17 protein-coding genes are annotated in these 17,608 nt (G+C 51.6%); 7 read left to right on the top strand and 10 right to left on the bottom strand.

Features of this window, described 5'->3' with window-relative positions:
- Nucleotides 1–275: 275 nt before the first annotated feature.
- From FP815_16275 to FP815_16305, 7 genes are all read right to left on the bottom strand, one after another.
- Nucleotides 276–869 (bottom strand): PilZ domain-containing protein, encoded by a 594-nt coding sequence (locus FP815_16275; protein MBA3016484.1) that lies wholly within the window; start codon nucleotides 867–869, stop codon nucleotides 276–278.
- Nucleotides 870–955: 86 nt separating this feature from the next.
- Nucleotides 956–1,690, bottom strand: a complete 735-nt coding sequence (locus FP815_16280) for an OmpA family protein (protein MBA3016485.1) — start codon at nucleotides 1,688–1,690, stop codon at nucleotides 956–958.
- Between the two features lie 32 nt (nucleotides 1,691–1,722).
- Nucleotides 1,723–2,481 carry a flagellar motor protein PomA gene (locus tag FP815_16285; protein MBA3016486.1) on the bottom strand — a complete coding sequence of 253 codons (759 nt, stop codon included), beginning with the start codon at nucleotides 2,479–2,481 and terminating at the stop codon, nucleotides 1,723–1,725.
- Nucleotides 2,482–2,914: 433 nt separating this feature from the next.
- The gene (locus FP815_16290) at nucleotides 2,915–4,339 is read right to left on the bottom strand and encodes a sodium:proton antiporter (GenBank protein MBA3016487.1); all 1,425 of its coding nucleotides are present in this window, start codon (nucleotides 4,337–4,339) and stop codon (nucleotides 2,915–2,917) included.
- A gap of 218 nt (nucleotides 4,340–4,557) precedes the next feature.
- Nucleotides 4,558–5,037: a tRNA (adenosine(37)-N6)-threonylcarbamoyltransferase complex ATPase subunit type 1 TsaE gene (gene tsaE / locus FP815_16295; protein MBA3016488.1), complete on the bottom strand. Its 480-nt coding sequence runs from the start codon at nucleotides 5,035–5,037 to the stop codon at nucleotides 4,558–4,560.
- 111 nt (nucleotides 5,038–5,148) lie between these two features.
- On the bottom strand, nucleotides 5,149–5,418 hold the full coding sequence (locus tag FP815_16300; GenBank protein ID MBA3016489.1) for a hypothetical protein: 270 nt from the start codon (nucleotides 5,416–5,418) through the stop codon (nucleotides 5,149–5,151).
- A 70-nt stretch (nucleotides 5,419–5,488) separates the two neighbouring features.
- Nucleotides 5,489–6,508: an NAD(P)/FAD-dependent oxidoreductase gene (locus FP815_16305; GenBank protein MBA3016490.1), complete on the bottom strand. Its 1,020-nt coding sequence runs from the start codon at nucleotides 6,506–6,508 to the stop codon at nucleotides 5,489–5,491.
- A gap of 251 nt (nucleotides 6,509–6,759) precedes the next feature.
- Between FP815_16305 and FP815_16310 the strand changes: the two genes are divergently transcribed.
- The 4 genes from FP815_16310 to FP815_16325 all read left to right on the top strand — a co-directional run bounded on the left by FP815_16310 (nucleotide 6,760) and on the right by FP815_16325 (nucleotide 11,881).
- Nucleotides 6,760–8,166: a M23 family metallopeptidase gene (locus FP815_16310; GenBank protein MBA3016491.1), complete on the top strand. Its 1,407-nt coding sequence runs from the start codon at nucleotides 6,760–6,762 to the stop codon at nucleotides 8,164–8,166.
- 22 nt (nucleotides 8,167–8,188) lie between these two features.
- On the top strand, nucleotides 8,189–10,156 hold the full coding sequence (gene mutL / locus FP815_16315) for a DNA mismatch repair endonuclease MutL (GenBank protein ID MBA3016492.1): 1,968 nt from the start codon (nucleotides 8,189–8,191) through the stop codon (nucleotides 10,154–10,156).
- 9 nt (nucleotides 10,157–10,165) lie between these two features.
- Entirely contained in the window at nucleotides 10,166–10,921 is a 756-nt protein-coding gene (locus tag FP815_16320) for an SDR family oxidoreductase (GenBank protein MBA3016493.1), read from the top strand.
- A 69-nt stretch (nucleotides 10,922–10,990) separates the two neighbouring features.
- Nucleotides 10,991–11,881 carry a phosphoribosylaminoimidazolesuccinocarboxamide synthase gene (locus FP815_16325; GenBank protein ID MBA3016494.1) on the top strand — a complete coding sequence of 297 codons (891 nt, stop codon included), beginning with the start codon at nucleotides 10,991–10,993 and terminating at the stop codon, nucleotides 11,879–11,881.
- 59 nt (nucleotides 11,882–11,940) lie between these two features.
- On the opposite strand, the gene FP815_16330 is transcribed toward FP815_16325, so the two are convergent.
- Nucleotides 11,941–12,882 (bottom strand): J domain-containing protein, encoded by a 942-nt coding sequence (locus FP815_16330; GenBank protein MBA3016495.1) that lies wholly within the window; start codon nucleotides 12,880–12,882, stop codon nucleotides 11,941–11,943.
- Between the two features lie 359 nt (nucleotides 12,883–13,241).
- Between FP815_16330 and FP815_16335 the strand changes: the two genes are divergently transcribed.
- The 3 genes from FP815_16335 to FP815_16345 all read left to right on the top strand — a co-directional run bounded on the left by FP815_16335 (nucleotide 13,242) and on the right by FP815_16345 (nucleotide 14,534).
- On the top strand, nucleotides 13,242–13,766 hold the full coding sequence (locus FP815_16335; GenBank protein MBA3016496.1) for a dihydrofolate reductase: 525 nt from the start codon (nucleotides 13,242–13,244) through the stop codon (nucleotides 13,764–13,766).
- Nucleotides 13,767–13,834: 68 nt separating this feature from the next.
- Entirely contained in the window at nucleotides 13,835–14,044 is a 210-nt protein-coding gene (locus FP815_16340) for a dodecin domain-containing protein (GenBank protein MBA3016497.1), read from the top strand.
- A gap of 70 nt (nucleotides 14,045–14,114) precedes the next feature.
- A complete protein-coding gene (locus FP815_16345; protein MBA3016498.1) occupies nucleotides 14,115–14,534 on the top strand; it encodes a nucleoside 2-deoxyribosyltransferase in 420 nt (139 codons plus the stop codon).
- A gap of 18 nt (nucleotides 14,535–14,552) precedes the next feature.
- Here the strand turns inward: FP815_16345 and FP815_16350 are convergent, their stop codons facing one another.
- Both FP815_16350 and FP815_16355 read right to left on the bottom strand, forming a co-directional pair.
- Complete coding sequence (locus tag FP815_16350) at nucleotides 14,553–16,946, bottom strand: U32 family peptidase (GenBank protein ID MBA3016499.1); 2,394 nt, start codon at nucleotides 16,944–16,946, stop codon at nucleotides 14,553–14,555.
- Between the two features lie 179 nt (nucleotides 16,947–17,125).
- The gene (locus FP815_16355) at nucleotides 17,126–17,542 is read right to left on the bottom strand and encodes a hypothetical protein (protein MBA3016500.1); all 417 of its coding nucleotides are present in this window, start codon (nucleotides 17,540–17,542) and stop codon (nucleotides 17,126–17,128) included.
- Nucleotides 17,543–17,608: the final 66 nt, after the last annotated feature.

A 17,608-nucleotide genomic window follows, 5' to 3' on the forward strand; every position in this document is an offset into this window, starting at 1 on the left:
ACTGCTCAGGTTGTCGGTTTACGGTTGACAGTTGACGGTGATTGGGTCCTGCCAATGGTTGAGAACACACTGACATTGAGTATCATGCGATGATTTATGACAAACCATGATTCTTTTAACCGTAAACCGATAACTGATTACCGTTCACCTGTGTAGTTATGTCGTATCGAATAATCGATGCGTGTTGGGATCAGGGTGACCGTTCACCTGGGGCACCGAAACTACAGGTAACCCCGGAACTGTAAACGTTCACAGTGCTGCGGAACGTTTACGGATCAGGAGGTCAATCGTCGGTTACGTAACGCCAGGTTTTGCTGCTTGAAATTGTGCTGGATGATTTTTTCTCGATCATCTTCCATGAGTAGTGTGTATTCGAGGGCAATCTTGTATTGATTGTTATTCTCTGTTTCATCGACTGCAATGGTATTGCAGGATACCACCTTGCCGAAGCAGTAGACATAACTATAGCCTGGAAGGAACACAATATGGATTTCCAGGGTGTCGCCGATCTTGGCAGGTGTTACGCTGTTGTATGCGATACCGTCGGCGCTGAGGTTGGCTTTCTGCATGATCAGGTCATCCAGTGGGCTCTTGTTAGATTGAAATTGGCGTAGCAGCAGGCTCATCTTGTTGTCAAGGTGTTGCAAAAAATCGGCGAGATCTTCGTTTTTTTCCCGCAGCTTGGCCAGTGAACTCTGGGCGCCAATAAACATCTGGATTTCCACAAGTTCTTCCTGGCTGTATACCGAAATCCCGTTATGAAAATCTTCAGTGATGGTTTGAAGCTTTTCTGGGGGCACGGGATTGACGGACAAGAGTACTCTGTCTGTGAAACGAACCGATTTTCTGCGATTTACAGCCTCGTACATGCGACTCCATCCTATCCATTAAATACAAAAAGTAACTACCCGCTCAGCTGTGGTATGTGGCGCTATGGTTACATAGTGCTGGAGTGTTATTTCGTAAGTTCTTCGATTCCGGAAAAAGCCTTGCCATCCTTGGCGAGCTTGATGATAAATTCCACCCGCCGGTTTTTTGCTCTTCCCTCTTCTGTTATGTTGCTGATAATGGGTTTGCCATCAGCAAGCCCTGCTGCAATAAGTTGCCCCGAAGGGATGGTAAATTTCTTTTGCCAGTACTCAACCACAGTCACAGCCCGCGCAGAAGAGAGTTCCCAGTTGTTTTTAAAGCCGGTGTTTGCCTGGGGGATGACGTTGTCGGTATGGCCGTTCACTTTGGTCTCGGCTTCTGAAGTGAGAACAAATTTACCAATCTTGTCCAAAAGCTCGACAAACTGCGGTTTGATCTCGGCCTTGCCGGAATCAAACGCCAGTTGTTCCTTAATCCGGATGACCATGCCTTCGGAGGTCTCGGCAAGTTCAACCTGGTTGGCTGGAGCAAATTGTTCAATAATTTCCTCAAGTTCTATTCGTGGATCAAAGGGAACTGACTCGAAACTAGGAGAAATCATCAACTCGCCGGAACTTTCTGTGATCTGCTTTTTTTTCTGTGCTCCGAAAGCATCTTTCATGGTTCCGCTCAGTTTTACAAAACTGGGCTCATCCATGTTGGAGAAGGAGAGAAGGATGATGAAAAAGCACAGCAACAGCGACATCATGTCGGCAAAGGTGCACATCCAGAGGGGCGCACCTGCCGGGCATTTTTTTTGTTTTGGTGGATCTTCAGCCATTACTATCTCCTTATCTCACCAAGAATTATCAACTACTTCTCGCCTGACTTGCGATCTTTGGGGGGGAGAAAGGTTTCCAGAAATTCCTCCATCAGTCTTGGATTCAGGCCTTTTTGAATCCCAAGAACACCTTCAATAATGAGTTTGCCGGTTCGCTCCTCCTCTTGACTGCGAAGACCGAGTTTGTCACCAAGGGGGATGAAGAACAGGTTTGCCGCTACTGCGCCGTACATGGTGGTCAGCAGGGCAACCGCCATGGCCGGGCCAACAGAGGCGGCATCGCTCATGTTGGCCAGCATCTGCACCAATCCGACCAGGGTGCCGATCATGCCAAACGCCGGGCCTGAATCACCCATGCTTTTAAACAGAGACACCCCGACCTCATGGCGTTCCATCGCCAGGTTCACCTCTTTTCGTAACACTTCTTCGATGAAATCCGCGTCGTGTCCGTCCACGCAGTACATGATCGCTTTTTTCAGAAAAGGATCTTTGATGGGCTCCTTTTCGAGAACAATGATGCCATTCTTTCGAGCGATATTGGCGAGGTTGATGATTTCCTTGATTACTTCGTGGGGAATGCTCGCCTTAATGAAAAAGGCATTGAGAGATACTTTGACCGCATTGATGACATCGGACATGCTGAAGCGGATAAAGGCAGTGGCAATGATGCCCCCTCCAACAATGAAAATTGAGGGGATGTCAATAAAGAGACTGACTTTTCCTCCCAGCACGATAGCCGCTGCCAGGATTACGGAGCCAAAGACAACACCTATGACGGTAGCGATATCCATCTTTCTTAATCCGTTATCTAGAAGTTTGAAGGGAGGTAGTTAGTTGTCACGCTTTTTGGGTTCCCGCTGCTGTGGCATAATGCCGGTTATTTGTTAGTAACCACACAGGTTAACGGTAGTCAGTTGTCGGTTTACGGTTAAAAGAATCATGGTTAGTCATAGATCATCGCATGATACTCAATGTCAGTGTGTCCTCAGCCATTGGCAGGACCTTAATCACCGTCAACTGTCAACCGTAATCCGACAACCTTCTTAAGTTACAAATCATTTATCGATATCTATATCTAAATGAAATCGATACATTTTCTGACGATTTGTATCTTTCATAATAAATACCGGCGGCATCCCGGTTGGGAAGCTGAGTAGTTACATTTATTCTTAATATTCTGATGGCCTCTAGGGCTTATTAGAAGCCTATCGGAGACCTCTTCCATTAAAAGCGGCTGGCATTGACAAGAAAGTGGACGTAGATGCTGGCTGCGTATCCAAGGGCAATCACCGGGGTCCATTTAAGATGACCAAAAAAGGTGTACATGCCTCGAGCCTGTCCCATCAGGGCCACACCAGCGGCGGAACCGATGGAGAGCATACTGCCGCCGACGCCCGCGGTTAATGTAACTAGAAGCCACTGGCCTTGAGACATCTCAGGTTTCATAGTCAATACGGCAAACATTACGGGGATGTTATCGACAATGGCGGATAAGATGCCGACCATGATATTGGCATACGTCGCACCCCAGCCGGTGTACATGGTGTGTGAGGCCATGCCAAGGTAGCCGATAAAGCCAAGTCCGCCGACACAGAGGATAACACCGTAAAAGAACATCAGGGTGTCCCATTCTGCTCGGGCGATAGATCTGAAGACATCAAAAGCCACCGTGTCACCAAGTTCTTCGTCGGCATCACCCTTTCGTCTTTTTCGTTGTTCCCCTTCTTTCTTGTGGGTCTTTTTGAGATAAAAGCCAAACAATTTGAGATAGGAGAGGCCGGTCATCATGCCAAGCATGGGTGGGAGATGTAAAAAGTTGTGGAAACAGACAGCGGTGACGATGGTGGCAAGAAAAAGGGCAATGACAACAAGGCCACCCCGCTTGATGGTGACGACTTGATCGTTAGGAGTCGGGTGAATGTTAGGGACCGCAAAGCTCATGATCAGAGCGGGAATGAGCCAGTTGACGGCGGCAGGAATGAAGAGGGTGAAAAAAGTCCAGAAGGAAACGATGCCTTTTTGCCAGACCATGAGGGTGGTGATGTCTCCAAAAGGACTGAAGGCCCCGCCGGCATTGGCGGCAATGACTATGTTGATACTGGCTAAACCCACAAATTTTGGGTTGTCCCGGGCAATGGCCATGACCACGGCGCACATCAGCAGAGCGGTGGTGAGATTGTCGGCCACGGGCGAGATGAAAAAGGCGAGCAGGCCGGTGATCCAGAAGAGTTTCCTGAACGAATAGCCGGCGCTGACCAGTCTGGCGCGTAAAGTCTCAAAGACCAGCCGCTCTTCCATGGCGTTGATGTACGTCATGGCGACTAAGAGAAAGAGAAAGAGTTCGGCATACTCAAGGATGTTGTGACGCACCGCAATCTCAGCTGCGTGGTTGAAACCGTGGGTGGAATAGATGTAGGCGATCATCCCCCAGATCAGACCGGCGGCCAGGAGGACCGGTTTTGATTTACGCATATGGGTAAATTCTTCAGCCATGACTAGCAGATAAGCAACAACGAAGATGACTAGCGAGGCGATTCCTACGCCATGGGCGGTCAGGTTCAAGGTCTCAGTGGCGGCGGTTGAGGCCAGTAGCGGGCCTGCGCCGACTGTGAGAAGCATGGATAAAGCTAATAAAAGAACTCTGCGCATAAAAGAATCTCCCTCCCAGGTGTTGAGTGTTAAAAAATGATTTTTCTTATTCTTATTTTGTAGGAAATTGCTGACAGGATTACAAGTATTAAATTCATCAGTCCATGAAAAGTGAGGTGTGAAATGGCAGGAATTGACTCTGTACAGGTAAAGAGTTTGGACCTCGTCGTTGTCGGAGAGATCTTTTTTGTTAGAGTGTATGTTCAGGCCATTTCGGTTTATTCGGTTATATCGAAAGCTGTAGCTCGTGATTTCATCTTGCCATGCCAGGTAAGGTGCGCCGTACGCGTTGTCTCTGAAGTAAATTCAAGGGTGATTTCCAGGCGGTCACGCGGCATTATTTCATTCAGTCGGTCCGGCCACTCCACGACCGACAGGCCCTCTCCGTAGAGATAATCTTCAAAGCCAAGATCAATGATTTCCTGGCAACTCAGGCGGTACAGGTCCATATGGTAGAGGGGGATTCGCCCCGGATATTCATGGAGTAGGCTGAAGGTGGGGCTGGTAATATAGCAGTCGTCAGGCACTGCGAGTCCTTTGCCAATCGATTGAGTCAGGGTGGTTTTTCCGGCCCCCAAGTCGCCTGCGAGGGTGATGATGGCGCCGGGTTCGGCGCTTTCACCCAGGCTGTGGCCCAAGCGGGCCGTGGCTTCCAGGGTAGGCAGATGGATTGTCTGGGTTACAGTAGCGCTTGGCATATGTTACCCTGGTGGGATTGCCGAGATATGTTGTAACCTGAATACACGCATATATGGAAGGAGTTGGTTTCTTTAATCTGTTATGGAAGTATGAACGGCAAAGCATGCCGATTACTTTTTTTGTTGCTTATGACAGAAAAGGCATCGGTACTTGGGGGGATGTTTTTCTGGCAGGGGGGCGACACCTTGAGGGTTATGGCACTCTTCGCAGAATTTTTCAGCCGCCTTTTTTTCCATGCGTTGAAATTTCAGGTGGATGTCATCCACTGGAAGTTTGTGTGTTTTTTCGGCAGGGGCGTTCCAGAGAAAAAGAAGGATTCCCGCCCCTCCGAGAAGAAACAGCGAATTGTATAACCATGTTTTGTTTTTGTCATATTTCATTGGAGTTACCTTGTGCTGCAATCCCTAGGTTATTGCCTTCTTCTTGGTGTTGGGGGAAGGCGCGTGGGGGCTAATACATTTCTAGAACATCAAACCCTATCAGTTTCATCCGAAGCGCTAAGACTAGCATCTCCAGGCTAATTTGGCAAACCACTTTATTGCCGGTATAGAACTTTTGCAGGCGGTTGTGGGTCTGTTGCCGCGCAAGCAGTTGGTTGAGTCTGGCCGGCTGGCGCTTCGGGTTTACGATGGCCTGTGCCACCGTTTCCCCGGAGAGGATGGCAGGATAAATGCCCTCACCGGTGAAGCCGGATGCCAGTCCTGCGGCATCGCCAACCAAAAAGATGGGATTGAAGTTCCAACCCCGGTAATCAAAGTTGATAGTTGCAGCTTGTGCCTGGAGGCCATTAAGGTTGATATCATGGTCCTTGGCCCAGGCCAGCAACCGGTTGTTGAGAGTGGCGGCGGAGAGGTCGTTGCGGTCAGCGTAGGCCCCGATCGAGGTGGTATCGCGGTGGGGAAAAATCCAGGCGTAGCCGCTGGCAAAGCGCATTTTATCAAGGTGCCACTCCATGTCCGGCCATTGGCCGGGGATTTGATAGTTGATGCCAGCTCCTATCTGGCTAGTCCCTATGCGTAAATGCCGGCGTACCATTGATGCGCTGCCGTCTGCCCCGACCAGGGCACGACGGAAGGTAACCCGTCCCGAGGTGGTATTAATAAAGTAGTTATTGATCGAGAGCGCAGTGGTATTCTTGCGGATCGTGACTCCTGCCAGGCGCGCCTCTGCTGCCTGCCAGGCACCAAGACGTTCGCGGTTGACGGTGGTTATTATTGGTTCGGCAAAGCGGAGCCGTGCCTGCTGCCAAGGGGTTATGACCAGCTGATCCGAAAAATTTGCTTCATGGAGTTCGGTGGGAATGTTCAGTTCGCGCAAGGCGTGGTAGGGGATTCCGCCGGCACAGATTTTTGTGCCGATGGTCTCTTTTCGTTCAAGAACGAGTACGGTTAGGCCGTGACTGGCGAGAACGGTTGCACAGCGGAGGCCTCCGGGGCCGGCGCCGATGATGATCACATCAAATGTTTCCATGGGTGATGATATAGAGTTAGATTGAGTTACTGTCAAGACTCTGCCACGGTAAGACCCTGGTTTGCAATGTCCGTTATTGTCACGCAGGGCATAATCGAGGTGGGGTTTATGTACCTCTAATTCAGTTGTGTCGAGTTTCTCCCTGTAATTTTCACGCTGAACATGGTAAGATCCGAGTCCCTTTTATGGGCGATTGGTAATGATGAAATGGTTTCCGCAGGAGCGGGACGTAAGGATTTAAGGAGGTTGGTGTGGGTGATCCGAGTGAGCGAAGAATAAGGGGTAAGGTTAAGAGTGCCGGGCGTGTCAAGATTGGGTGGGTTGTCCCGTTGGCCGTTGCGATTTTTGTTTTGTTTTTGATGGTATTTGTCGGAATTCGCCTTTTTGAGTGGGAACGACCGACTGTCAAACTTGAAACCGAGGTGAAGCATCTTGGTCAGAAATCGAAGGTTGTCGTAACGGTCAGCGATCAGCGGAGTGGTCTGCGTGAGGTAAGAGTTGTTATCCGGCAGGGAAAGAAGGAGGCGCTTGTGGTTGAGCGTCAACTCGGACGTGCTAGTGTGTTAAGCCGAGGAGTGCCCTCCTTGCAGGAGACCATTGAAGTTGATACCGAGGCCTTGGGGGTGAGCGATGGCCCGGCCGAACTAGTGGTCACAGTCCACGATCTCTCTTGGTGGCAGTGGGCTCGGGGCAACTTGACTCAGGAGGTTTTTTCGACTGAGTTCGATACCAAGCCCCCCAGGATTCGGGTGGTCGGTATTCCTAACGGGATCAAGCCCGGTGGTTCTGGTGTCATTGTCTATGGGGCAAATGAAGAGATTTTCGATCATGGTGTTGTTATTGACGGGATCACTCACCCGGGTTTTTCGGTCCCGACGCGTAAGGATGGGGTGTCTGCCGCATTTGTTGCACTTCCTTATGACGCTGAGTCTATTAAAGAGGCAAAGGTTTATGCCAAGGACGGCGCCGGCAACCAGACCATGCAAACTCTGTCGCTCCGTTTTCGTTCGGTTCGTAAGAGTGTGGGGAATATCGCGGTGACTGATGGTTTTCTTAATGCCAAGCTCCCTGAGTTTGCCGAGCACTATCCAGAGATGAAAGGAACCCCCATTGAACAATATCTTTTTATTAATAATGAAGTCAGGAAACGCAACACCGAGACGATCGTAGAGGTGTGTCGTCATACTGATGCCATTCGTCATTGGGAGGGACGCTTTTTACGTATGGAGAGCGCCCCCATGGCAGGTTTTGCCAATTACCGGACCTATACCTATCAGGACAAACAGGTAGATTCACAAGTTCATCTTGGAGTTGACTTGGCCGACCGTCAACAGTCTGATATTTTGGCGGCGAATAATGGCAAGGTGGTTTATGCCGATTATCTGGGAATTTACGGGAATATGATCATCATTGACCATGGCCAGGGGCTTTTTAGCCTGTACGGACACTTAAGTGATATTCGGAGCAAAGTCGGAGATATGGTCAAGACCGGTGATCTGATTGGTCTCTCAGGGACCTCGGGTATGGCTGGTGGCGATCATCTCCATTTTTCCATGTTGGTTAACGGGGTTTTTGTCACTCCCGTCGAGTGGTGGGACGATCATTGGATTAAAGACAATATTCTCTTGTTCTTGGAAGATACAAAGTCTGTCCAGTAACTGTGCCTGGTGATCATTACCAATGTCCCGGATTAGAATTCTGACAGAAAACCTGGCCAACCAGATTGCCGCGGGCGAGGTTGTGGAACGTCCGGCCTCGGTGGTCAAGGAGTTGGTGGAGAATGCGATTGATGCCGGGGCGACCCAGATTTCGATCCAGGTTGAAGGGGCAGGCACCAGGATGGTGCGGATTATTGATAATGGCAGCGGTATGGATTCTGACGATGCCTTGTTGTGCCTGGAGCGGCATGCGACCAGTAAATTGCGGTCTTCCGATGACTTGGTCCGGCTTCAGACCTTAGGTTTTCGGGGTGAGGCTATCCCCAGTATCGCTTCAGTTGCCAGAGTCTCGATCACCACCAGAACGGCAGATGCGGTTTTGGGTTGTCGGGTCGATGTCCGTTTTGGGTCCGTTTATGCGGTACATGAGATGGGCTGTGCTCAAGGGACAGTGATTGAGGTTGCCGATCTCTTCGCCAATGTCCCTGCACGCCGAAAATTTTTAAAGTCTGCCAACACCGAACTTGCTCATATCGACGAGGTGATCCGTTCCTATGCCCTGGTTCGTTATCAGACTGGATTTAAGTATCAGGTGAATGGCCGAGATGTGATCGATTTGCCTGCGGGGGATGAGTTGCCGGAACGACGCGTCAGGCAGGTGCTGGGGGAGTGCCCCGGACTTATTGCTCTTGTTGGCAGCGAAGTGAATGCTCGAACTGATATTCAGGTCGCAGGGCATTTGGTGCCGCCAGGGTTGGCTGGTGGGCGGGCCGGTAGGCTGTGGACCTTTGTCAATGGTCGTTATATTAAAGATCGGATGATCACCCACGCCGTAGCTGAGGGGATGCAAGGGTTTTTGATGAAGGGTGGTCGCCCGGCCGGAGTGATTCATGTCACGTTGCCACCGGAGGCGGTAGATGTCAATGTCCACCCGACTAAGCAGGAAGTCCGTTTCAGCGAAGGGAATCTGGTCCACAACAAGATTGTGGCGGCGGTGTGGCAGAGCATGGAAGCCTACCAGGAACGGTTAAAAGGAGAGATCTTTGGCCAGCCGAGGAAGGATGTGCAGGCTGGGCTCTTGTTTCAGGCACCGAAGACTCTTGGCGCTGACAGAGGAGGTGTCCCCCCGGATGGAGACTTTCGACGCGAGGAGCTGCCGTTAACGAGGAGTGATCAACTCCAAGCTCCTGTGGCGATGGGGGTGGTTGAGTCCGCCTGGGTACCAGAGGAGGGAGGAGCGCTTTTTGAGGCCTGTGAGCCTCAGCCCTTGCCGTTTGGGGTGAGCAGTTCGGTTAAATTCGAGACGGAGTTGCAGGGGGAGCAGCCGTCTGCTCCTCTCTGCGAGCCGCCAATGCCGGGACAAGATGAGGAGAGGGGCGTTCTTGGCCACACTGTCGATGCCGATGAGGTCAGGCCTCCGGTGCGGTATCTTGGTCAGCTTCTCGGCACCTATCTTCTGTGTGAGGTCGAGGATGGTCTGATTGCCATTGACCAGCATGCAGTTCAGGAGCGGCTGATCTTTGAGGAGATGAAACGGCATTATGCCGCCTCGACGATGCCTAGTCAGATTCTGATGTTCCCAGCCATGATTGAGCTGGTTCCGGCAGAGATTCAGGCTCTTGATGAATATGGGGCTGAATTTTTGCGACTGGGACTGGATGTTCAGTCCTTCGGCGGTGATACTGTAGTGGTCAAGGCGGTGCCGGCGGCCCTGGGCCATCTGTCTCCTGTTGAAATTTTTCGCGGGATTCTAGGCCGTTATGTTGAGGTGTCGGTTTCAGGCCACGGATCGGGACGGCTGGAAGAAATTCTTGCCGGGATGGCGTGCAAGGCAGCGATCAAGGCTGGGCACCGACTGGTTGATCGAGAAGTACAGCATCTACTTGACCAGATGCATCTCGCCGGGATATTCTCTCACTGTCCTCATGGTCGACCGGTGGTGAAACGGTTTTCAAAATATGATATCGAGAAGTGGTTTCAGCGGAGCTGAGGTGATGCCATGAAGCAGACAGCGTTTATTACCGGAGCGACATCAGGTTTCGGTGATGCCAGCGCCAGGCTTTTTGCCAGCCATGGTTGGCGGCTTGTTCTCACGGGAAGACGAGGTGAGCGTCTTCGTGTTTTGCAGGCAGAGCTGCCGGTTGATTGCCATATCATTGAGCAGGATATCCGAGACCGGGAAGCGGTGAGGCGAGATATCGCCGCTTTGCCACCGGAGTTCCAGGCGGTTGATGTCCTGGTGAATAACGCCGGTTTGGCTTTGGGGCTTGGGCCAGCTCACGAGGCTGATCTTGATCAGTGGGAGGCGATGATCGACACTAATATTAAGGGACTTGTCTACTGCACGAGGTTTCTTCTTCCCGGCATGGTGGCGAGAAACAAGGGACATATAATAAATATGGGTTCGGTTGCCGGTAACTGGCCCTATGCCGGGGGCAACGTCTATGGCGCCACCAAGGCCTTTGTCAAGCAGTTCTCCCATAACCTGCGCACCGATCTGCTTGGCACTCGAATCAGGGTCTCCAATATTGAACCTGGTCTGGCCGAGACTGAATTCTCGGTGATTCGTTTTGGAGGAGATGCGGAAAAGGCGGCAGCAGCCTATCAGGGGACAGAGCCTTTGACCGGCAAGGACATTGCGGGGATTGTATATTGGCTGGCGACTCAACCGCCCCATGTCAATATCAATCGGGTCGAAGTCATGCCGGTCTGCCAGAGTTGCGGACCGTTTTCCATTTACCGAGAGACTATGTAGCGGCTGGAGTTTATCTCTTAATTCTTGATCCGTTACTTTATTTTTAATCATAATAAGGAAGAACTAACAATGAACACTCCAGTCACTGAAACCAATTTTCCGGAACTCACCTTGGTCCATCGGGGTAAAGTTCGTGATCTGTACGACTTGGGCGATTGTTTGCTCATGGTTGCCACAGACCGAATTTCGGCCTTTGATGTTGTGATGAATGATCCCATTCCTTCGAAGGGAGCGGTATTGACCAAGCTCTCTCTGTTCTGGTTTGACTACCTCAAAGATATCGTGCCCAATCATCTGCTGACGGCCGATGTTAATCAATATCCGGCAATCTGTGCCCCGTACCGGGAGCAATTGGCAGGACGCAGCATGGTTGTGCGCAAGGCTAAACCGTTGACGGTTGAGTGTATTGTCAGGGGGTATATCTCTGGTTCGTTCTGGAAGGCGTATAAAAGAAATCCGGTGGTATGTGGCTTTTCGTTGCCAACTGGGCTTCAGGAGTCGGAGAAGTTTCCTCAGACCCTGTTTACGCCATCGACTAAGGCGGAACTAGGTGCTCACGACGAAAATATCTCGATTGAGCAGATGCGGGAAATCATTGGTGTGGCTGAAACCGACAAGATTGCAGACATCAGTGTGCGTCTGTATGAAAAAGCGGCAGATTATGCCCGGCAGCGTGGAATTATCATTGCTGATACAAAATTTGAACTGGGATGGTGTGATGGTGAACTTATCCTGATCGATGAGGTGTTGACTCCGGATTCATCGAGGTTCTGGCCGGTAGATGATTACGCTATCGGTAGAGGTCAGGCGAGTTTTGATAAGCAGTTTCTGCGGGATTATCTGCTGTCACTGGATTGGCCGCAATCACCACCACCTCCGCCGCTGCCTGAGGAGATAGTTGCCAAGACCAGGGCTCGCTACATTGAGGCGTTGGAGCGGATTACCGGGGCAAGTCTCTAGTCAGTGGAGTTGGAGACTCGGATACTATATCTGTCCGAGTCTCTCGATTTAAGAGGTGGTTATAGCCCTTCGTTCTGAAGCTGTTGGATCAGTTCTTTCTGGACAGGGGTGAGTTTTGAGGGGATTTCGACCAGGAAGCGGATCAGGAGATCGCCGCGAGGTCCATGAGGACCGGAGGGCAGGCCGTGACCCTTGAGGCGGAGTTTTGCCTGGGGTTGAATGCCATGGGGAACTTTGACCTTCAAGGTCTTACCTTCCGGGGTGGGTACAGCAATATTGTCTCCCAGGATGGCCGATGAGAAGGGGATGAGCTTTTCCAGGATCAAGTCATTGCCATCCCGGCTGAAGTTGGGATCTGGTTGGATGTTGATGATCAGAAAGAGATCGCCCGATGGTCCGCCTTGGGGAGAGGCCCCGCCTTTGCCTGTAACGCGGAGCTTTTTGCCGGACTCAATACCGGCGGGAATTTTTACTGAGACTTTATCGGCATTGACGCCTCGGCCCAGGGCAATGGTTTTTTCTGAGCCAGTTAAGACTTCGGCTAGGGTGATGGCCAATTCCATCGTCATATCCTGGCCCTTGATCGGTTGAGCCTGTCGGGAGCCGAATCCTTGATGGGACTGGAAAGGATTGCTACCGCCCATGCCGCCCTGGCTGAAAAAGCTTTCAAATTGAGGGCCGCCTCTGGTACGTCCGCCACCAAGGTTGATGCCAAATTCTCTGAAGATTGAGTTTAAGTCTGCTCCGCGAAAGATGTCTTCCTGGGAGTAGCGTTTCTGAAAGGTGTCGGAGCCGAACGTATCGTATTGCTGCCGTTTTTCCGGATCAGAGAGAACGGCGTATGCTTCGTTGATCTGTTTGAATTTCTCCTCGGACTTCAGGTCGCCTTTGGTTCGGTCGGGATGGTATTTGAGGGCAAGCTTGCGGTATGCCTTTTTGAGGTCGTCCTTGGTGGCGGACTTGTCAACGCCCAGTATTTTGTAGTAATCCATGATGTAAATTCAGAAGTATTGGTAGAATGGTTATGTCGGGAGGTAAGTCCTGTGCTAAAGTGATGATAGGGCTGCAGCAAGGACGATTGAATAGTGACGCTACGTAAGTGATCACGGGGGTGAAAACTATAGAAACTGTGCTCTGCCTCAGAACTGTAAGCGATTGCAGGGTACCCCAGATGCGCGAAATGGGGCTGCGAGCTATACTTTGGTATGTGAGCAGCCCCATGACAAAGCAGATGGGGTGTCCTGTGATTGCTTACGACGCTACTATAAGGAGTGACACGGGGTTTGGCAAGCGTAAACCTTCCCATTCTTAACGCTTCTGACAGGAGGATGAAGGTGTGGAGATAATCATCATTGTTGCTATGGCCGCTAATCGGGTGATTGGTCAGCATGGAACCATCCCTTGGCATCTGCCGGGAGAACAGCTTCGTTTCAGAGACACTACCTGGGGGTGGCCGTTGATTATGGGTCGCAAGACCTATGACTCCATCGGCAGGGCGCTGCCTGGTCGGCGTAATATCATAATCACCCGACAGGTCGGGTATCATGTCGCAGGGTGTGAGACGGCAAATAGTCTTGATGAGGCCTTGGACTTGTGCCGTGATACGGTCAAGGTCTTCGTTATCGGGGGGGAGCAGATCTTCGTTCAGGCCCTGCCGCTCACCGACACCGTAATCCTGACCACTATCTCTCGGGAGGTGGAGGGAGATACTGTTTTCCCGACATTCGAACAGGATTTTACAGTGGTCAGCAGGGAGGTGGCCGTAGATCCGGAATCGTACACCATTGAGGTGTATCGCCGGAAGGGAGAGGACGTTCCCAGAGCGGAGCCGAAGGGGACGGTTTTTTTAGAGCCGGATTGGAAATCTTCTTTGAAGGTTAGTTGAAAATTTCTTGAATCGATAGAGTCAATTTTTGCCCGAGAGCCCTTACTACTAAAACGGAGGAGTCAGCCATGCCCCAAAGCGTCTATCAGATAGTTGAATTTGTTGGAACCAGTAAAGTTTCCTGGGAAGAAGCAGCTAAAAACGCCATTGAAATTGCAAGGAAAAAGTACAGTGACTTGCGAGTCGCCACCGTTAAAGAACTCGATATGACCATAGAGGGCGAGGTGGTGGCAACCTACCGCGCCAGGGTCAATATATCGTATAAGTTTCACGTCTGATCGCGTTGCAGCTAAGCGTATCTTATTGTGAGTCTGTTACATCTGAGTTGGTGAGCGTTTGCCAGTGGGAATCAAGATATATTTTGCGGGTTCGATCCGAGGGGGTCGTGATGATGGTGAACTGTACGCCCGTTTGATCGGCTATCTGAAGCGTTACGGGACGGTGCTGACGGAACATGTCGGTGATGCCGCGCTGCTGGCAGAGGAACAGGATATGAGCGAGGAGGCGATCTTTGGCCGTGATATGCAGTGGCTTTCTGTCGCTGATCTTGTCGTGGCTGAAGTGAGTACGCCTTCGCTGGGGGTGGGGTTTGAAATTGCCACAGCCCAGGCTATGGGTAAGGATATCTGCTGTTTGTACCGTAAGGGAATAGGTAGGCGGCTTTCGGCCATGATCTCAGGGAATCGGCAGATTACCCTCTTTCCCTACGTCACAGCCGATGAGGCAGAAGCAATTATTGCCACCTTTGTTGAGCAGTTCGTCAAGTAATTGGCAGAATAACTCCTGCTACACCAATCCCCGTTCGTAATTAAAGAGGGTTGTTCCTTCTATCGGATGGTCGGTTTTTGCAGAGGCGAGAACTTTCTGTCCTTTATGACTGAGGGCACCGCTGCTGCTTAAATCGATTACGAACGAGCTGCTGCCCAGCGCTTTGAGTTCATGTAACTTCCCTAGTAAAGAAAAATCATGGTCGGCGTAAGCAACGGTGAGGCCACTGGTGCAGTCAATTCGTATCGCGTCACCGCTGTCACTCTCAAGGCCTCCTGTTGAGCGGATGCCACGAAGGGGAATCCGGGAGGTAACCAGGGCTATTGGTCCGTAGGCCGGGATCATCGCCGGGATGGGTAGCGCTTTGGTGATAAGTTCTTGGATGTTGTCTCTGTCGTCTTCAATGCTGGTCGTGTACCGTTGTGCGCCAAGTTCTGCCAAGGAGAGGGCGGTCTGGCTGTTGAGGCAATAGAGCCAGGGGCCAGCTGTGAGCTTGACGTCGCAGGCCGCCTCAAAAAAATGGAAATGACTGAGGTTGTTGATCCTAAAGCCGATAAATCCTCCTTTGTTCAGTTGTTTGATCGCTGTTTTGACCCCCTGCCACTCGTCTTCGAAGATAATCGCCGGGATATCCCAGATGATGCGCTGTTGCCAGTCCGGAGAGGTGAATTGTATTTTCCCAACCGCTTTTACCATCTCCGGTGTCAGGGGGAGGATAAGTTGATGGATCTCGCGGTCGGAGAGGAGTTCCAGGTCGCGGACGCCACTGATTATCACAACCAATCCGTCAGTGGTGGTGGGATGGGGTGATTCGGGAGGCAGCAGGGCGGCGAGAGCAGTGGCCTTTCTGCCCTGCCAGGTCTGGCGATGGTGATTTTCGATCAAGGCGGCGAGCTTGGTATACAGATCGCGTCGAATCTCGTTGAGCCGGCTGGGCTTAATGGCCACCGGAGGGAGATGTCTTGCTGTCAGCTTGGTTAGGGTGAGTGAGGCGTGACCGGTTCGGGAGAAGGTGCGTTCGAGTGTGGCTCGGCTTAAGGGAGAGTGGGCCGCCTCCTCCATTGCTGCCTCGTAGGACTCTTCTAGAGTACAGTCGGCAGACTTGGCTTTAAGTGTTAACTGGTTTCTTTGGCAGGACGCCTCAATTTGAACTGGGGAAGTTGTCGAGGGGGTGGAGGCGAGACGGCGGGCACAGGCCTCGCCGCTCATGGTAAAGGTTTTTCCGGTAGCGACTTTGTATACTTGGTCTCCTGCGTGAAGCGGGATGTCTTTGAATGGCGTGGCAATGCGGACCCGGCTGCCGGTTTCTGCCCGTTTGACCTGTCGTTGACTAAGAGTCATTGCCTGTATCGTGAAGGCGACACCTGAAAGATCGCTCTCACTGGGTTGGATGCGTAAGCGGTCGCCGATATGGATAGTGTCTGCTGTCGTCAAAACGATTGCAGAGCCAAACACTTTTTCTACCGAACCGAGCAACCGGCCGATTCCCCCTTTGGTCGAGGGGGTGGTGATATCCGCCGGCACACCGCCCTTGAGTAGACCCTGGGTCGTTGCGCGGCCAAAGGCCTCACTCAGAATTGTTTCCGCTTCAGTGATGGCTTGCTGTTTGGCCTTGGGGTGAGCATCAAGTACTTTGCGGTAGGCCGTGACTACCGTGGAGACGTATTCGGCATTTTTCATCCGGCCTTCAATCTTGAAACTCATTACCCCTGCTGTAGCAAGTTTCGGCGCCAGTGCGATGGCACTAAGATCACTGGTGGAAAAATAAAATCCCGTCTTCCCTTGTGCGGAGTATCGGCGGCGGCAGGGTTGGCCGCAACGGCCTCGGTTGCCGCTGTTGCCGGAGGTGTATGAGGAGAAGAGGCAGTGTCCTGAGATGGAGTAACAGAGGGCGCCGTGAACAAAGTGCTCAAGTTCCATTGATGTCTGCCCGCGAATGGCAGAGATTTCAGTGAGGGAGAGCTCGCGAGCCAGAACTGCTCGGGAAAATCCCATCCGTTCGAGCATCTTCACGCCGGCGGCGTTATGGATGGTCAGTTGGGTTGAGGCGTGGAGGGGAAGTTCGGGAAAGAATGTGCGGGCCAGTCGCCAGAGGCCAAGATCCTGGATGATCAAGGCGTCGACCGGAATCGCTGCCAGGGCAGTGAGTGTGTCGATGAGCTTGGGTAATTCTGTTTCTTTGATCAGGGTGTTGAGCGCTACATAGAGCTGCTTTCCTTCCTGGTGGGCATAGGCGGCAAGGCGCTCCATCTCGTCAATAGTGAAGTTTTTCGCTTTGGCCCTGGCGGAAAAATCTTTCAGTCCACAATAGACGGCATCGGCTCCGGCTTCGATGGCGGCAAAGAAGGATTCAACAGATCCTGCCGGGGCCAGGAGTTCAAGTGGTTGCGGTGGTGTTTTTGGTAGTGGCAAGAGGGATGACGGGGTGAAGGTTAGAGTAAGTGGATTGTATATATGTCACTGCTTGAGGGGATGTCAATGTTTTTCCCCCACTTTGCTCCAGTGGCGGGAAATGAAAAAGCCGGCAATCGGTAGTTTTGATCCCCCGATTGCCGGACTCCCTCTTCACCCGGCGTCACAACAGCGTTCACCTAGCGAAGCAACCCAGGACTGATGCCTTGATCAATAACCAGCACTTCTTCAGCGCCCCAGAAAAGCTCTGGAGGCTCGGTCCTGGTCTTGCCTTCAAGAACAAAGAGGTTCTTAATGCCAATTTCCAGGGATGGTTCAATGGCTTCGCGTAAAATAATGGCATCAAAATAGCCGAGGGAATCCATCTTCCACTGGTAAATCGGCTCCCCGTTCAAGACCACAGTGGCAGGATCCACCAGGGTGTAAGGGAGATTGGTGTGGACTACGAAAGTAGCCGACTTGCCCCCTACGTTGATAATCAGCGGAGCGACGTCGACTGTGACCTCCAAGCTGTGCGACGTGGTCGGACTAACCAGTCCAAACAGAAGCACAGAGAAGAACAGCACTAACCATTGCCACAGAGTTGTCGTTTTCATGGCGTACCTCCTGTGTTTGTTTTTGCTCTGATGTTGTCGGAGTCTCTGGTAAAATAGCTGCAATGT

It is taken from the genome of Desulfobulbaceae bacterium, from assembly GCA_013792005.1.
GTDB lineage: Bacteria > Desulfobacterota > Desulfobulbia > Desulfobulbales > VMSU01 > VMSU01.

What these genes read in the sequence shown, in the direction of transcription:
- FP815_16275 (MBA3016484.1), bottom strand. Translation starts at nt 869, where the DNA reads ATGTACGAGGCTGTAAATCGCAGAAAATCGGTTCGTTTCACAGACAGA.
- FP815_16280 (MBA3016485.1), bottom strand. Translation starts at nt 1,690, where the DNA reads ATGGCTGAAGATCCACCAAAACAAAAAAAATGCCCGGCAGGTGCGCCC.
- FP815_16285 (MBA3016486.1), bottom strand. Translation starts at nt 2,481, where the DNA reads ATGGATATCGCTACCGTCATAGGTGTTGTCTTTGGCTCCGTAATCCTG.
- FP815_16290 (MBA3016487.1), bottom strand. Translation starts at nt 4,339, where the DNA reads ATGCGCAGAGTTCTTTTATTAGCTTTATCCATGCTTCTCACAGTCGGC.
- tsaE (MBA3016488.1), bottom strand. Translation starts at nt 5,037, where the DNA reads ATGCCAAGCGCTACTGTAACCCAGACAATCCATCTGCCTACCCTGGAA.
- FP815_16300 (MBA3016489.1), bottom strand. Translation starts at nt 5,418, where the DNA reads ATGAAATATGACAAAAACAAAACATGGTTATACAATTCGCTGTTTCTT.
- FP815_16305 (MBA3016490.1), bottom strand. Translation starts at nt 6,508, where the DNA reads ATGGAAACATTTGATGTGATCATCATCGGCGCCGGCCCCGGAGGCCTC.
- mutL (MBA3016492.1), top strand. Translation starts at nt 8,189, where the DNA reads ATGTCCCGGATTAGAATTCTGACAGAAAACCTGGCCAACCAGATTGCC.
- FP815_16320 (MBA3016493.1), top strand. Translation starts at nt 10,166, where the DNA reads ATGAAGCAGACAGCGTTTATTACCGGAGCGACATCAGGTTTCGGTGAT.
- FP815_16325 (MBA3016494.1), top strand. Translation starts at nt 10,991, where the DNA reads ATGAACACTCCAGTCACTGAAACCAATTTTCCGGAACTCACCTTGGTC.
- FP815_16335 (MBA3016496.1), top strand. Translation starts at nt 13,242, where the DNA reads ATGGCCGCTAATCGGGTGATTGGTCAGCATGGAACCATCCCTTGGCAT.
- FP815_16340 (MBA3016497.1), top strand. Translation starts at nt 13,835, where the DNA reads ATGCCCCAAAGCGTCTATCAGATAGTTGAATTTGTTGGAACCAGTAAA.
- FP815_16355 (MBA3016500.1), bottom strand. Translation starts at nt 17,542, where the DNA reads ATGAAAACGACAACTCTGTGGCAATGGTTAGTGCTGTTCTTCTCTGTG.